The sequence below is a fragment of the Acinetobacter sp. YH12094 genome, from assembly GCF_013419295.1.
Lineage (GTDB): Bacteria > Pseudomonadota > Gammaproteobacteria > Pseudomonadales > Moraxellaceae > Acinetobacter > Acinetobacter amyesii.
Genome location: NZ_VPAK01000019.1, coordinates 1 through 16,861, shown reverse-complemented (window position 1 = coordinate 16,861; position 16,861 = coordinate 1). Strand labels below are relative to the sequence as shown.

Sequence of the window (16,861 nt, the reverse complement as noted above, 5' to 3'; positions counted from 1 at the left end):
CTGATTCATCATGACTCCGCTCTGACCCCTGAAATCTGTTTCAAATGTTTAAATCTAAATTCAGTGGTATGAGTAACTTTTATTTAAGTAAGATTACTCATTCAAATGTTGTTTAAGAGCTGATTAAATTCATCCTTCACACTCAAATACTGAAATTGCTTTTCATTCAAAATCGCTAGCTCATGCTCAAGATCTAACTGCTCAACTTCAATATGCACATCAAAATATTCGGCACAGTGTAAGCTATATTTATTGGCTTTGACCTGTTGGATAGTGACATCTTTTGACCACTCAGTCTCCTGATCAACCGTGAGCAGTTCCTTAATTTTCTGTGTATCATTCAGGCTTAAATTAAGCTTTCTACGCTGACGCTCGCCTAAACCTCGTGCATCCACCATGCGGATAGTCTCTTTAGCTTTGGCTTTATTTAAGATAAGCAAACTCATTTCAATATTTGAATCAGTCAAAATACCAGCAGGGAGTAAAACAACAGCTTCGACCCAATTTAATTGCACTATTTTTTCACGCAACTCTGCATCATACCCACCTCTGAATAACCAGCCTGGGATAATCTGAAGGTATGCTTTACCATACGCATTTAAATTATACAGTGCTTGTTGAATCCACAGACTCTCAGATGCACTACTAGGAATACGAGCAGCAATAAACAATTCTTTTAAATAATTTTGTCCAGCTACAAAGGATTCAGACACCCTCATGTTAATCGGTGGCGTACTAACTACCACATCTACCCCAAGGCTTGAAGCACCATCACTTAATGAATCTGACTGCTGAATATCCGCCTCTTTCTCACTTAAGGCAAAAAGCAGTTTTGCCATCCCTACCGTTGGTTCATTGATATCACGTAATATGGGCTTTTGAGTATTAAGCTCGTGTGCTAATAATCCTAGACCACATGCCCCATCGTAAAGCTTTTTATCTTCTACTGAGCCGACGACAACTTTAAAAACATTGAGGATATTTTGTGAATCAACATTAAACATGTCCCAATTTTTATTTGAACTAAGTGAAAAAGCTTTTAATACTTCAAAAGCTTTTTCACCATAATTTTGATTATTCGAACACTGTTCTCGTAGGCTTAAAAACACCTGAACAATATTCACAAGCTGATTGGCATTCCAACGAATTACATCCTTTGAAAACCAGTGTAATTCTTTTTCCGCTACGAAATCAGAAATAAAAGTTGAGATGTTATCGTGTGTTGATAACAGGATATCTTTACTTTCTTCTCCATTCTCTTTTACAAGATAAGCGATTAAAGTAAATAGCTCTAATGCAGCACTACGTGTCATCGTGCCTGTCATAGCCGATAAGGCATCTAAATATTCGATTGTATTTTTCATTTGTAATTTCCTATTTAGGCCATCAACTTTTGAAAAGCGGCATTGGTTGCTTTAATTTGTTGAACTTTCAGTTGCTCTATTGCATACAAGACTTGATTATTTTTGTGAAATACTTCTGCCAGTTTGTGCTGTGCCCCTAAGTCTGGTACTGAAATTTCAATATCCTTTAGACTGCTCACAGGAATATTCATAATCGTCGTACCTTTATTCAGACTATTGAGTACTGCTTGACCATATTCACTGTTTAAGAAAACAGTTAAAAATTCTGGTAAAGCAACTTCCGAATCTACCTTGATGACTAGACATGTTGCAGGAGCAAATAAATTTAATTTTTCCTGTTCCGCAGTCACAATTGAAGCTCGTAAATTTGTGCCTTTTGATAAAAAAACAATGTCACCTTCTTTTAGTTTCTTTTTTTCAATAAGCTCCTCATCGACAAATACTGTTTTTGTTGTACGAGTATCTACATCAAGAAAGCCTTTATCGTTTAGGCTTTGACCTGTCAATAAACTGACTTGGATTAAATTCTCTTCATGAGTATCATTGAATTTATTGATTCCAACTGTAATACTTGAACATAACTCAATTAGTTTCATAATTACTCCAAATATAGTTTTATTAAAACTATTTTTAATTTTCCTTAAGCAGATAGTAGCTCTCGCAAACCATTTTGTAAATAGTTTTATTAAAACTTTTTTAATTAAAGTAAAGAAACTTCTTTATTGATAGCTAAAATATCGAAATGTCGAGTGATCAGTAACTTTAACTTAACAACTTCAATTATGAGCTGAAGTAAGTATATCTATTATTTTTTGCCTGAATGTACGCCCACTCTGCCACCTTGTGCGAACGTTCTTTATCCGTTAGAAATCCTAGCACTGAAATTCGCTCCACGATGATCAGATCCTGTTCTTCATTCCGCTCCTGCCACTTATGCAAAAACTCTTCTGATGCAAGTAAATTACTTTTCTTAGAATTACAGCTTGAATCTGCCAACACAAAATTATGACCTGTATCTGATGGGTACATAGACCATGGAATAAAATGATCGACTGCATAATTGTCTTTTCGCATCGGCTTATTGCAATAGAAACATTTGCAATCTTGTAGCTCTACCAACACGCTTGCTACCGCATTCAACTGGTTTCGACTTGGCTCAAACATGAATTGTTCAAGATTCGGTAATTTATTCAAAATTGGGGCATTACTACTGTTCTTGCGGATATAGTCAATCCAACGTTTCTGACAAAGTTCTTCAATGATCTCACTGAATTGACGTAGGCAGTACATCACTTGAGGCAAAAGAATAAGTTGTTTCCTACACTGATCTAGCTGATATAAAAACTCAAAATTTTGACCATTGATGTTTTGTAGATAACGGACTGGCATGTCTTTTACAGTGCGAGCGACATCTTTAACTAGCTTCAACCACACCAATGAATCTCGTCTTAACAGTCCAAGGGATGAGTAACTCTGACGAAGCCCAATGATTCGATTTACAATCGCTGCTTGCTTACCATTATTTTGATTTAAGATCAGTTGGCCTTCATCATTAAAGGTATATGGCACTGCTTGCTTCCAATATAGCTCGATAAACTTCTCAGCAATATCCGTATATTCGAGTGATAGACTCTCACCTGAATCTTTACCTTTTTCAATAGCTAATCGGCTTAGGCTAATCAGCAACGCAAATTTATAGGTGCTACTAAAACTACCCGACTGTAAAATCAGCTGAATATTTTTTAAGAATTTAAGTTGTTCTTGTGCAGCAGGTATATGCACATTAATCCTCTACTAAATAGATAATATAATTTGAATCATTCATTAAACATAGTCAAAGTATTCACCAAGTTTAATTCACGACAAAGCATGAAATTTGTCTGCTCGAACAACCTTTCAAACACTGGATGCCCTGATAATTGCTGAGTACCACGAAATGGATGATCCCGATATTCTGGCATTACCGGAAACTCTGCATTCCTCACTCTCAGCTCAAAGCTCAATGCATCAAACCAGTCTTTATCAAAGTTCTTGTCTTGAAGTTTAACCAGCTCGTTTGCCGCTACCGGGTACGTCACCCAGAGCTTACGCATCATTCCCTGTTGCTCAACTTCCTTTGTATAGCTATCCGTTTCTGATTCAAGAACAGAAGAAATCATATTCGTGATCTCCCTGATATGCTTTTGAATGTTCTTATAAGCATTCAACTGAGGGTATCCCCTCTGCAGGGCGATTAACTCATTTAGGAACTTCCTTAAAGAATTTTGTGAGAGATTGTCATTGGCAATATCAAACGACTCCTTGTTACCGAAGTTTGAGCGATCTTCCATGATCATAGGCCCACAGATATAGATATTTTCAGGAATCGTCAAAGCATCTTCCTGATCGCTAATGGTGAGTAATCTGGACTTAAGCGAATGATGTTCCCGGCACCATTTCTCGTAGAACTGAAGTTCTTTTAACTCAGGCGTTAATGCAGGTGTGTAAAAACTTCGGTATTTGTTGGTCTTAGTACTATAGGTAGAAGTGAGCTTATTTGCTGAGTAAACTGTTTGAGCCTTCTCTACCACAGCCTTAAGCCTTCCAACCAACTCACCTTCGGTTGCAGTAATCTTATAAAGAACACTATTCACGTCCTTGATGAAATCCCTGATCAAAGAAGCCAGCCCCGGTTTATCACTGGTCTTATCTTTCACCTCACCAATTGGGATCATGGCGATCTGAGTTTTTTTGAAGCCAGCATCCCCAGTGATACGAGTGTATAAAGTCCCACGAATAAGCATGAAAATTGAGAGCATATCCAATGAGCTCTTAACTTTATATTCAAGCTCTGTCTGAGTTTCATCATTAGATACCAAGTAGAAATCTTCTACCAGAATCGTCAGCAAACGATCACGTTCATCGCCGTTGACCCACTCATTTTTCTCTTTATCCAAATATCCACCACGTCCCCGGTAAACAAGCTGGGCGATTTCCATTAAAGAGGCTTCAATTGCGAAACGAGGCATGGCAGCAATGATTGAATCACAGTTCGGGAATGAAATCCCCCTAGCCGCAGTCGAAGTAATCAGTACGACTTGCAATGTCTCTTTGCGATCCAGCAACTCTGTACGGTGGTATCCCATTAACTGGCTATCAAAAATGCCAATCTTAGAGCGTCCAACCACTCCTTCATCGACTAATGCATCTCTGAGTGCGGCCAATGCATTTTTATCCTGAGCAAAGTAGATAACTTGCTTTTTACCATCTTCAAGATTCTTTTGAATAAGCTCGATAGCAGTCTGTTGAGTCCTTTCCCCAGCTTTCTGGCGAAATAGATGAGTCAGGTTCTTATCCAATCCAAAATCATCTGTTTCAGGGACTACGGCGTATTGCTTGAGCATATATTGGATTTTAAGATCACTTGCCGGGTAACAATTCGCCATGATATGGATACTAGAACGAACAGAGTTACCATCATCCAGATCTGCAGTCTGCATCTTGAATGGGAAATTACCCAAAGATGGAGAGATGAACATTTTTGCTGGTAACTGGTCCTGTTTCTTCATGTAATTTTGGATTGCATTCACATTACTAAGGGATGCATCTGCAAGAATCACAGTCACCGTAAATGGAGAATTACCTTGAAACGGTTCAATGAAGTTTTTGGAAAGGAATTTCAGCATCTCATTGATAAAAGTACGTGTACCTGAATCCCCTGTAATTTCATCAAACATCACCACAATGTTAGGGAACTTTTTGGCAAACTCTCTCCGTTCGATTTTGGCCTCTGTCGGCTTCTTATCGATTTTGTATTGGAACATTTTTTCCAGCCCATCCAAACTGGAAGCTGCCACAGTTTTATTTTGGTTTTCCCTTGGGTTTCGTGGTCCAGCTGGTGTGGTGTTATATGGTATGAATGCCTGACTTGCTACAGTCATCGTCAGTTTATTGAGCTCTGGATGGAATACAAGTAATTGCTGGGTCGCTTCCCCTAATGAATCAAACACTCTGGCAAACTTCTTATTGGTTGCCGTAATTTTAGATTCTGAAGTATTGGCATAGCGTCTATTGGCATTTGCATTCTGTTCCAGGTCTTTGAGCTTTCGGTATTCATCTTGTTTGAACAATAGAACACTTGAGCCATGATCTATCTTCATATCTTCAACACCACCCACAATAGCGGCACCACGCGCATTCACCTTACAATCCGTATTGTGAATCTTCGAATAGATTTGCTGTGCCTGTGTCACCACATCACTGTTACTGGTAATCGTAGCTGATATTTTAGATAAATCACTGACCACATCATCGTTAATCAACACTCGTGGACTGGTATAAAAGAAAAAAAAGCCTTCCAAATCTGCCAGCAAAGTCTTAACGCTCGATGTTTTCCCAATCCCCGGCGTACCAGTCAAACAGATGAAATTCACTTGGCCTTGTTTACTTTCCTTCAGTGCCAGTACTACGGCGGATTTATGCAAATCACGTAAGGTGAATGAAGTTTTATTCTCAATTTTTCCCTTACGAATTGTTTTAAACTCAGCCAGCACCATCTCTTTAAGTTTTTGGTTATGGTCTTCGTCATCGACTTGCCGATCTATCAAGTCAAAAACCCACTCTAAAGCCAGTGGCTGGTTAGGATTCACAAAATCCTTAAGCCTTTCGGTAATAGTGAAAGTAAGATCCTGACCGTAGGAAATATCGCTAATATTTTTGGACACGATTTCCGAGATGTTTTTGACAGGTTCATTCACCAGATAATTCAGAATCTCAACTTGCAGTTTCGTACGTTCATCCATATCGTCCAGACTCAGAACGTTATCCTGATACTCCTTGCCCAGCTGATACATAATTTCCAGCTCTGGGGATTTATCTTTATCCGAAAATTCAGCAGAAATGTATTCACTTCCCCGGCTGGTGATCGCCATCACACTCAGACGAATATTTGGCATGTCATCTTGTTCAAACTTCCATTTAAAAGAATCAACAAAAGTGGTTGCATACGAACAGCCTTGCGCCATCTTAAATAGGACTTTTTCCTTACGGACATAGGCTCTCAAGTATTCACGTAGTTTTTTTGAGAACTTAAATGGGATCTCTTGAGCTTCTGCATTCACGTATGAGAAAACACTTTGCGATTCAGAATGTTTGATGTAACGCTTGTACTCTTGCAAATAGGTACAAGAATCCTTGGCATTGAATTGTTCTGGTTCACCTAAAACGTAAAATAATGAATATTCCTGAACCAGCACATGATAGTTGGCTTTGACTTTGATTACCGCCAAGAAATCAGCACGACCAAACATACCCTTACCAAACATTTTAGCGTGGGTAAGACTGAATTGTTGATTCCATGTTTCCAACGCCTTCTCCTTGAAGGCTTTAATAGCAATATGTTCTTCCTCAGTTGTGTAGTCATCTACAATGGTCTGGGTTATATCATTTGGCATTGTCAGTGGACACCAGATGCCAGATAAGCTCCAATTTGGTCTTGCATTCGCCGTTTTAGCCCTTGCAATACCTTTTGGCTTGATCTTTCTTAGAAACTCACGAGTATTGGTATAACCATGCCCGAATCCAGTTTTTATCAATTGCTGAAAATAGCTTTCGATATTTTCATGGATAGCGGCATTAATGACATCGCTATATAGCGCTTCCTTCATTTCCTGAAAGACATCAGCAATCTGTTTACTATTCCATTCTGCTACTACAGGATGGCTGGCTGATAATAGCTTTGCATCAAGCAAAGCCATAATCGAACCACGTTTAACAGCGATCTCATAAACCTCGCCCCAAACTTTGGCTTCATTGTTCACCACGGCGCTTACTCCACATCAGTCGCTAAAATTTCTTCAGCTCCCTCTGGAGACGGCTCGATTGGCTCAATCAAGTCTTCATTCATCAGAATAACGTATTCTTCGAGCTTGCCGATTAAGGCTGGCAGACTCATGACAACTTCGCCTTTATTTAGACGACTCGACACTATGACTTCACCAAGCTCTTGAATGCCAGTAGTGCCACGAATATGGGAAGGCTCAAGTACCGGAGTGAAGTTTTTGCCAGCTGTAGGACGTTCAGACTCAAAGTAATGCAGACCACGCAATACAGAGCGAATTGATTTCATTTCATTGGAATCATTCACATCAATAATTTTACTGTGCAATCTAATTCGCTTATCGTTATGAATCGAATGCTCCTGACTGGTTAGCATATAGAAATACGAACAAATACCATTCTGAGTACGAACACCCACAGTACGTTTAGTCGCAAAGCTATATACGGACAAGGATTGTTTATATTCTTTTTGATTGATGATCGCAGTATGGTACTGATGGTGCGGTACCTCATAGACACGACTGTTATCACTGGTTTTTAAGCTCAGTGCTGGGATCGTATCAGACTGGAATGGATAGAAATTCATATTCGGGAACAACTGATCAAGTTGATCCAAAGCACTTTCACTTTCATGAATCAAGTTGCTGGTTTCAGTCTTACCGATCTTACGCTGTGCAAAATGGTGTGAAAGCAATACAACATCTTCAAAACCATCTGACTGCAGTTTTTCGATGATACGGTGCATCGCCTTACTTGTTCTCAGATTGTCTTCAGCAACTGGGGCATGACTGACCTTCTGTAGTGATAAGCGACCCTGTTTATCGTTGATACGCTCAAGTGTATAGACGTAGCAGATGTAGCCATAATCTGGTTTAAGAAGTAGCAAATCCTTCTGATGCTGATACTTAAATTCCACATCATTCTCAGGTCGAGAGTTATAACTAATACAGGCAATTTTGTCCTTAGTGCCCTCAAATGGGATGATGATTTCTGAATATCCTGACAGTGCTTCAATTGCAGCCTGAATACGGTAAGTCACTGTTTTATCCATAGCGAGATTCACCGGGGCACAAACTCGCTCACCATTTTGATTACCATAAGGCATAGGATCTGGTTGATACTTAAGGCCCTGTACCTTCACAATAGCATCATCATTGTTCAGCAACTTCTCAAGGGTATAAGCGGTGGCATACGCTCGTTTACACTCAGGATTAAACCCACCTTTTTGGATCTTTTTTGATTTCCTTTGAAATTGGGCTTTTTCTTCATTCTCATGTTCATCAACTGAGTCAATTCGCATTACAGGTACATATAAGCGCTCTTCGATACCCAGTTGATTTTTTACTTCTTTAATCAGATGTTTAAGGAATAGATGAATCGCAATCGAAAAACATGACGTACTGATGATCAAAGCATTTTCTTTTTCATCCAAACATAATTGAGCATGGCCGCCTTTTAAGTCACTCAATCGAAATAGCTTAGATGAATAATGAATCATGACCTTGTATTTAGATAACAAGTTGTCATAACTTAAGCTCTCAGGATGATAAAAATGTGGCAGCCCATTGTCGCTGACCTTCTTGTTGGTCGGCACCATCAATACTGGTAAACAAGGAATATTCAGATTACGAGCGACATCAAATTGATCTAGGTCGGTATTAGGATTCTCAATCGGTACCAACGTTCGAATTTTCAGTGTGGAATTAAACTCAATCTCGCTTAGGGCTTTACGAGCATAATCATTCTTTCGAATGATTTCGTCTTGGCTCATTTTCGCCAACTTTTTACGGCTAGCATCCACTATCGAGATGTAGCTGTAAAAGTTCGATTCTTTACCCTTAAATATACTAAAGAACTGTTCCGCATCTTCACCAATTGAACTCTTGAATACATCTAGATTCACAATACTTGGAAGGATGTAGAGTACAGTTTTAAGACTACTATCCTTTTCCATCTCACTAATGATGGAATCCAGATTCGCTTTTAGCGCTGTAGTGATCGTAGACGTGATCACCTCCATTCGCTCATGCATTTTTTCGGTATTGAGCTTTTCGTCTAAGATACGAGTAAGGTTAAGTCGTATTTTTTGAGGATTCTTGAATGCATCAACCAGTTTATTGAATGCCCCTTCAAAATCTGAAATCTTCATGTCTGCCCCAGATAGGACGAAGTACATCATAATGAGCTGGAACATCTCTACTTGAGCAACGCGATCTGAGCACTCTTTGCTTAATCGTTCTTCAGAAATCGGCTGACCTTTATCATCAACAATATCCTTCAGCAGCAATGCTTTATTGATAGTATGCAGACGAGCTTCATAAGCAGTCAGCATAGTATCTGCACCCGAACGGTTGCATTTGCTTGTCTTATAATTGATCTGCAACTTAGAGTTAAATGAACTTACTTTTTCCTCTTTAACAAACTCCCCATTCACCCGAAAGGCATAAGTGACTTCACGTTTTAGAGATAGCCCTTCCTTATCCTCATGACGAATATCATTCATTTCAATTTTTGGTTTTACCCAGATTGGCAAAGCATCTGTTGCTCCAACATAGGCCAGCAAACCATTAAAATCAACTTTACCTACAGCTCCATAGATAGCACCAAAGTCAATACCATAGTCCTTAATGGTTTCCGTTGTTTCCTCATTCCATGGAGCAATTCGATTACCAAAAATCTGAAAGAAAGCAATTGCTTTACGGATATAGGAAACAGCGGACTCACGCTTGAAATCGTTACGCTCAGTCTTATCAATGTGATCCGCAATGATTTCCATAATTTTGAAGCAATTTCGGATACGAGCTCGTGATAGTGCTTTGATTTCTACGAAATGAAGTAGATTTTGGATATCATTATTTTCAGCAGAACATTCATCATCAAGAATTTCCTGCATACGTTCAGCAACCTCTAATGGCATCTTTTCACCAGCTGGGTAGGACTGCTTCACAATGGCTTTGATTGCCTCGCAAACCTCTTTCACCCATTGAGGTTTGCTGATTTCTTCAGTAACAGTGAAAAGTCGTAATTCGCCATCTTTTGCTTTTAAGTCGTTTGTATATTGCAAAGAAGCTACTTTAGATTTTCCTTTGACTTGCATAGGATACTGAGAATTTTTGGCAATCACTGGATCAGAATATTTGAGATCGCCTAAGAATTGGTTGAGAGAATTTAGTGCCATACCTGTCGGAGCATTTTGAAGTACTTGCTGAACAATTTCAGACATCACTTGGTCTAAATCACGATAGGTCTGGGCAGTTTTAGCTTCAGATTCCTTATCAAATAAAGTGCTTATTCTGAGTTTTGAATCTTCAGGTAATAATTGAATATCTTTGATGATGTTATAAATTGGCTTTGAATCGTTTTTAGTCCCGATCTGCTTAAATACTGCAGACACAAAAGCGGTCGCATCAAAATGCAGATTATGAGAAGGCCCATAATAATTGAAGAAATGATCTGATTGATGGTTTTTAAGAGTCCCCACCATGGCTTTTAATAAAGGGGAAAGAATTATTTTAGGTGCGAGTGTACTTAGTTCAGTACTAGAACCATTGTTATTTAATTGCATTAAGTTTTATCCATGACAAAGTTGGCACTAAGAGGTATTTTTATATTTATTAAATATCAAAATCCTCTGTCTGAACTTTGATCATATTTTTTTCAATTAAGAATGTAAATATAAGCCTTATATTAAATTTTTTTCTTCACTCTACACTGACTGTAAAATCAGCTGAATATTCTTTAGAAATTTGAGTTGTTCTTGTGCAGTGGGAATAAAATTAAGCATGTTTTTTCCAAAGCAGATTGAGCCATTCCTCATTACGATCAGGACGCTTATCTACAGTAATCCATTGTTTTAATACAGTAACCCTATCCAACTGATCTAGTAATTCTTTAGCTTGTTCTTCATCTAAATCGGTAAATGCTCTACCATCTTTTACTCGGTCTATTGTGCCGTATTTAAATGACATATAACAAACACCCCCACGGCGTAATGCAGCATGAATACGTTTTAAAACATCAGGGAGTCTATTACGAGCACAATGTAGTAAAGAGGCACATGCCCATACCCCATCATAAACATCGTGCATATCAAGCTCATAAAAACTTTGCTGCTGAACAGCGATACCGGTCAGTTGGCTCGCTCGTTCGACCAATACTTCAGAATAGTCGATAGCATCAACTTGATAGCCTTTATTTTTAAAAGCCAAAGTGTCACGCCCTGAGCCACAGCCTAAATCCAGGATGCGTGCTGAATCTGGCAACTCAGCTAAAAATGGTTGGTATAGGCTTTCCATATCCACATACAACGTGGCTTGTAAAAATTGATCTGCGTATTGGTTGTAATAGTCTATTGTTTTCATATTGGTTGCTTAGGTGCATATTCTTGCCCAATTGGACACTTAATAGTATATCGTACTGGATACAGATTCTTCTTTTAATTGGACACTCTTTGCATCTAAAACGAAATTTAAAAGAAAAAAGTAAAATGATTCCTATGAAAAAAGCGGTTATTGCAGTGAGTTGCTTAAGTATACTTTTGATGGCCTGTTCCTCGCTTCTTAATCCAAGTATTCAGAATTCACTAAAAGAAGTGAGAACATCAAAATTCCTAAAAAATGAAGATAAAACAAAAACCATTGGTGGGATTGATGCAAATAGTAATGGTGTGCGTGATGATATTGAGGGATACATAAAGCTCAAATATGGGAATAACCCTGAATTTGTTAGCGTATATATGCAGTATGCACAAGAATTACGAAGAAAGCTGACTTTGGCTAGTGATGATCGTGAGGTCTATCGTAGAGCGTCACACGAAGTTAGTAGAAAAATGGTTTGTGCTGCGGAAATTGACTATAAAGTTGAGCCTGAAAAAATGTATCGGGACACAATGATCATTTATGCCCTGTCGGTGAATACCAAGCAACGTAAGGCTGAAAGTAATCGTATTAGCTCGTTGGTGAGTGGCATGGTATTCACATTACCAACTGAGGAACACTGCAAAATTAATGAATACGTTTATTAAAGTGTCCAACTTAAAGAAGAATGGGTGTCCAAATACTTATTGATTTTGCACTTAGGCTAAACACTGACCCCAGTCTACTAAAAAACAAAAAAATAAGGGAGCATTTGCTCCCTTATCTTTTTAGTCAAATAAATCTGCTCTTACTTCTTCCAAAGCACGATCTGACTTAAAACGATTACATATCGGGTGAATAATTGCTCCATTTTCTAAAACACCGTAACCACCTTCTGCTTTCGATTCTCGATGATCTACTTCAGTCGATTCAAGGTATAGAGCGCTATCACATACTTCGCAATAGCTCCATGTTTTCCTTTCCTCACGTTGATAAAGATTTCTTTTGGTCGCGAGTGAAAAATTTAGAGGTTTTTTCTTCTTTGTTAGTCTTACTGATTTCACAAAGCTCACAACATCATCCACAATGGTCTCATCATAATCACCACCAAAACGTTCAAGGTAAAAATCATTAAAATTAATATAATCAAATGATTGACTCATCGAAAGAATGACGGTGTTCAAACAAACTTCATCTTCGAAATCTAAATCCATATTGAGTCCAATACAGATAAATGCTTGATAGACGTTTTTCAATCGCTCATGTGATCTGATCCCGCTACCAAACTTACCGACAGTTTCTTTGATCGCCACAGGAATTTTTTCAATTAAACTTTCAACACCACGGCGTGCTCGAGTAAATCCAATAAAATCTATCTTTTTATTCTGTATTTCAAAACAGTCTTCTTGAATTTCACAGACGATAGAGAACCAGGCCAAAAAGGATGTCACTTGAAAACGATTATCTTTATAAAAATATAGTTTTGGGTGTAAGCCCAGACTTGGAATCCGAATACTAATTGCTGGTGTAGCGATACGACACAGCACAACTCTAAGTTTTAGCATTAAATTTTCTACACGCTGACCTTGGTCTATACTCACAGTATTCTGACTAGTATCACCAAACATGATATTCAGGAGTTCATTGACCAAGCCGATTTTTTTACCGTGTGTTAAATCCGGCTCTAAAAGTATTATCTTAAAAAGATGATCATGAATTTGCTCACCCAAAGTAATCACTTCATTTATCCGATCGTAATTCAGTTCAGCCAAGTTGGATTTATTATCGTTTATATAACAACACGCATAAATCACATAAAAAGCATCACTCCCCCTATTCTGTAAATGATATTCTTCATCTGGATCTAATCGCTTCGTATCCGAATTGATTGAACAAAAGGCTTTTCGAGCTTCCTCAGGTGTCCCAATGACTTCAATAAAATTAATTTTGGTTGATTTTAATTTTTGCTGAAACTCAGAATCGTTACATAACTCTTGAAAATCAGCTAATCCACCTAATCGATTACGAATCTGACGAATATCTCGTTTTTGTGGTGCCGTGAATTTTGGGGCTCCTGCTACTTGCTCATCAATAAAGTATCTTTTGATCCAAGCATAGATAATTGAAATCCTGTGCCCACCATCGATGATATAAATATTACCAGCAGCATCTTTCCAATAGCGAACGCATAAATTGACATTACGATCATTCAAACAGTTTAGAATAAACTCCTGAATTTCAGCAGGGCTCCAACACTCTGTGGAGCGTTGATTGTCTGCTTTATATAGTTTTTCTAGGATCTCATGGTTGGCGAAGTCATAAAGTGATATTTCAAAGTTATGGTGCAGATTTGAGTGCGACATTTCGTCAAGCAGCATCATTTTTCTTTGAATAATATTGGTTAAAAGCTTAGTACGAGCCATTTTATTTTCTCTAGGCAATACTTCTCTAGATCTCGTGAGATTACGAAATTAGAAGTAATTAAAATTAAAATCAGTGATAAATGAATTAAAAACTCATCAACTCAGAAGTATCTTTTTGCTAGAGAAAAAACAGATAGAAATAATATAAAGATGCATTTTAAACCTCGTTGATAGATTGTCGTTTGCCAACATCTTTTCCACGAGATGGAGGCAAACCAAATAGGGTGTGGAAATACCGCTCAACGAAACGGCCAGTCAAAGACTGCCCTACCTGGCTTACCATAAAAGCGCCATGTAGACACAAAAGAGCCACTAAAAGCGACTCTTTAGTTCGTTGAGTAACAGGTTTCCACGCCTGGTCACAGATTTTGCTGTAACATCTTTATCTTATGTGCATAAATTCAATTGGTCAAATTTTATGATCAATATTTAATCAATTGATTCAAAAATAATTACCTATATTTTTAGAGGCTTAAGAATACAGATAAGTATCTTATAATTTCTACAATATTTAGTTGCTGTAAACTAATCGCAATGAAACTCTATATATTTAAGCAGCGTGATTTAATAAAGGAAGTAGATTGAAACTGCAAATTTTATCGGATACTCACAATTCTAAATATTCAATATCAGAGCAAGCTGATGTCATTATTCACGCTGGCGATTTTTCTAATCGCTTAAGTGGTGCAATTGAGTTTGCCGAAAAATGTAAATCTCTGAATAAAAAATTTATCTTTGTTTTAGGTAATCATGATTACTACAGCTCTAACTACAGTTCAGTCGTGAATTTCTTGAAAGAAAACTACCCAAAAAATGCACTACTTGATGACAACCATATCAAAATTCAAGATAAAATATTTGTAGGTGGCACGCTGTTTACGAACTTTCGCTCCAATTCTCCACTTATATCTCCTGAGGTGCTTTTACAGTCCCAAAAAGATGCTGAACAATCGATTTATGATTTTGATCAAATCATGATTAGCAATGAAAATAGACCTATAACCGCCGATGACTACATAAAACTATTTAACAAATATCATCAAAATATTTTGCAGTTTAGAGGGCAAGATCATGTGATCGTTATTACGCATTTTCCACCTCATTTAGCTTGTCTTGATCCATATTGGGGTACGCACCCTGTTGCATCAGCCCTCAATCCCTATTTTATTAATGACCTAGATGTAAAAGGGTTTAAGTTATGGATTGCAGGACATACGCATACATCAGTGGATACTGTAGTCGATGGATGTAGATTAGTGATCAATCCTTTGGGTTATCCACCAGAGCAAGGTAAAAATGGGTTTAGAGAAAATTTGATCATCGAAGTTTAAATAGATATTTTTTCTGAAACCTTTTTAAAGCATCAGATAACTCGATTTTAAAATTGTCTGCAATATTAATGATGAAGCATTAGTCCTATCAAAACCTAAAATAAGTGTCGTCACATGTTTTTTGGTACTCAATAGTGCTGTTAGGACTTTTAAGCTTTAGCTCATAGTTAGAATTAGTATAAAATTACATAACACCAATAAAGTTTTATGGCAAAATGAGAAGACCGATCGATTTTAAAAATATTGAACAAAGATCACGCCCAATTATTGAAGTTATACCTATGGCATTTGACAACAGTCAAGCAACACAACGTATTGTACTACATCATTTAAAACGTGTAATTCATCAACATAGAGATGAACTACAAAAGCTTGCCTATAAATAAAGCTCATTATCCACGTTTAAATGTTCATACCTATATTTGGCCACTTTTTCCACTACATCAATTTATTTCAAATTTTCTGTGATACTGATAATGAAATTTATACCACATCCGAACTAGGAGAAACTCATGTCGATTCCTTTAGATCCTGAAAATGATTGGAAGAATAAAATTGCAGATCAAATACTTAAAGATCTACTCGATATCCATAAAATCCAAGGTAATACTATTAAAAAAATGAAAGCAGACCAAAATGGTGTTTTCTATGTAGAAGAGGAAATATCAATTGATGACGTACTCAAGCAATTTTGAACTCTGCTCATTGAAACGATATAAAGCGCTTGAATTTTATATTTAAAAGCTTAACCAAATTGTATCACCTGTAGATGCGTACATAGCTTCAGCAGTTTCTTTCAACACATCTCTATCATCCGTTTCCATTGATAATTCATCACATGCAGGATATCTACTATCGCTTGTAGAAGATAAGCTGGATTGAACAATAGACTCAAACAAGTGGAACCACCTCTCTCTAAACACCAGCCTTACTCTAAAAAGACCCGTGTTCCACAACCGACATCGCTAGAACACACGGAATATAATCCTCAGAATTTAGAACAACCGAAGACAAAGATCTGGCCTTGGATTATTTTTGGAATATTGTGTTTTATGGTGGGTGCCGTCATTTTTTAGCAAGAACAGCATTGTATTTTAATCAAAAAAAATGCCCACACGGATGAATGGGCAAACTAAGGAATTAATATCCTTCAGAAACTCCAGCGCAATTCTCGCTACTTTCAGTAAGCGACTGTAGCTCAATCATGATGATCTGACTCAATCGAGTCGAGGTAAATCAATCCATCACAAATGGAGTAGAAATTATGCTTGATCACATTCTTGGTTAATGCTGAAAAGTCTTTGGGTTTTGATCAATAAATAGAAGTGCCGATGACTACCCTCAACTTTACTTATTTTCACATAGCAACCAATCGAGAGCACTCATTTTTACAATACCATTATAATTTGCTTCAGTCCCTATCGTGTCTAAGGTAAGTAAATATTTGGGATACGAATCAGAAATTTTCTGTAATGGACGTAACTCTCGGCTGAGTGTCTCCTCATTGAGCGTTTCTAATGCCACCTGATAATAAGTTAAATTCTGTAAAGTATCGACAGCAACAAAATCAA

General features: G+C 37.6%; 10 protein-coding genes and 3 pseudogenes. 4 read left to right on the top strand and 9 right to left on the bottom strand.

The genetic code is table 11. The features are described from left to right. Positions 1-101: 101 nt before the first annotated feature. The 6 genes from FTU34_RS13315 to FTU34_RS13290 all read right to left on the bottom strand — a co-directional run bounded on the left by FTU34_RS13315 (position 102) and on the right by FTU34_RS13290 (position 11,542). The gene (locus FTU34_RS13315) at positions 102-1,364 is read right to left on the bottom strand and encodes a class I SAM-dependent DNA methyltransferase (RefSeq protein ID WP_180035925.1); all 1,263 of its coding nucleotides are present in this window, start codon (positions 1,362-1,364) and stop codon (positions 102-104) included. A 14-nt stretch (positions 1,365-1,378) separates the two neighbouring features. Continuing rightward, positions 1,379-1,960: a restriction endonuclease subunit S gene (locus FTU34_RS13310; RefSeq protein ID WP_180035926.1), complete on the bottom strand. Its 582-nt coding sequence runs from the start codon at positions 1,958-1,960 to the stop codon at positions 1,379-1,381. A gap of 184 nt (positions 1,961-2,144) precedes the next feature. Beyond that, positions 2,145-3,146, bottom strand: coding sequence for an HNH endonuclease domain-containing protein (locus FTU34_RS13305; RefSeq protein WP_373686506.1), 1,002 nt, complete (start codon positions 3,144-3,146; stop codon positions 2,145-2,147). A gap of 35 nt (positions 3,147-3,181) precedes the next feature. Next, a complete protein-coding gene (locus tag FTU34_RS13300; protein WP_180035927.1) occupies positions 3,182-7,165 on the bottom strand; it encodes a hypothetical protein in 3,984 nt (1,327 codons plus the stop codon). A gap of 5 nt (positions 7,166-7,170) precedes the next feature. After that, positions 7,171-10,746 (bottom strand): hypothetical protein, encoded by a 3,576-nt coding sequence (locus FTU34_RS13295; RefSeq protein ID WP_180035928.1) that lies wholly within the window; start codon positions 10,744-10,746, stop codon positions 7,171-7,173. A 211-nt stretch (positions 10,747-10,957) separates the two neighbouring features. Beyond that, positions 10,958-11,542: a class I SAM-dependent methyltransferase gene (locus tag FTU34_RS13290; protein ID WP_180035929.1), complete on the bottom strand. Its 585-nt coding sequence runs from the start codon at positions 11,540-11,542 to the stop codon at positions 10,958-10,960. A gap of 134 nt (positions 11,543-11,676) precedes the next feature. On the opposite strand from FTU34_RS13290, the gene FTU34_RS13285 reads away from it, so the two are divergent. Further along, complete coding sequence (locus tag FTU34_RS13285; RefSeq protein ID WP_171406929.1) at positions 11,677-12,204, top strand: hypothetical protein; 528 nt, start codon at positions 11,677-11,679, stop codon at positions 12,202-12,204. Positions 12,205-12,324: 120 nt separating this feature from the next. On the opposite strand, the gene FTU34_RS13280 is transcribed toward FTU34_RS13285, so the two are convergent. Continuing rightward, the gene (locus FTU34_RS13280) at positions 12,325-13,959 is read right to left on the bottom strand and encodes an HNH endonuclease (protein ID WP_180035930.1); all 1,635 of its coding nucleotides are present in this window, start codon (positions 13,957-13,959) and stop codon (positions 12,325-12,327) included. Positions 13,960-14,540: 581 nt separating this feature from the next. Here FTU34_RS13280 and FTU34_RS13275 point away from each other — a divergent pair. The 3 genes and pseudogenes from FTU34_RS13275 to FTU34_RS13265 form a co-directional block, all read left to right on the top strand. Beyond that, positions 14,541-15,290 carry a metallophosphoesterase gene (locus FTU34_RS13275; RefSeq protein WP_180035931.1) on the top strand — a complete coding sequence of 250 codons (750 nt, stop codon included), beginning with the start codon at positions 14,541-14,543 and terminating at the stop codon, positions 15,288-15,290. Between the two features lie 512 nt (positions 15,291-15,802). Beyond that, a complete protein-coding gene (locus tag FTU34_RS13270; protein WP_180035932.1) occupies positions 15,803-15,985 on the top strand; it encodes a hypothetical protein in 183 nt (60 codons plus the stop codon). A 219-nt stretch (positions 15,986-16,204) separates the two neighbouring features. Beyond that, positions 16,205-16,366 (top strand): annotated as a pseudogene (locus FTU34_RS13265) (DUF4236 domain-containing protein); the annotation flags it as partial. Positions 16,367-16,497: 131 nt separating this feature from the next. Here FTU34_RS13265 and FTU34_RS18130 read toward each other — a convergent pair. Together FTU34_RS18130 and FTU34_RS13260 are read right to left on the bottom strand one after the other, a co-directional pair. After that, a pseudogene (locus FTU34_RS18130) lies at positions 16,498-16,602 on the bottom strand (HNH endonuclease); the annotation flags it as partial. Positions 16,603-16,637: 35 nt separating this feature from the next. Further along, positions 16,638-16,861: pseudogene (locus tag FTU34_RS13260) on the bottom strand (ATPase); the annotation flags it as partial.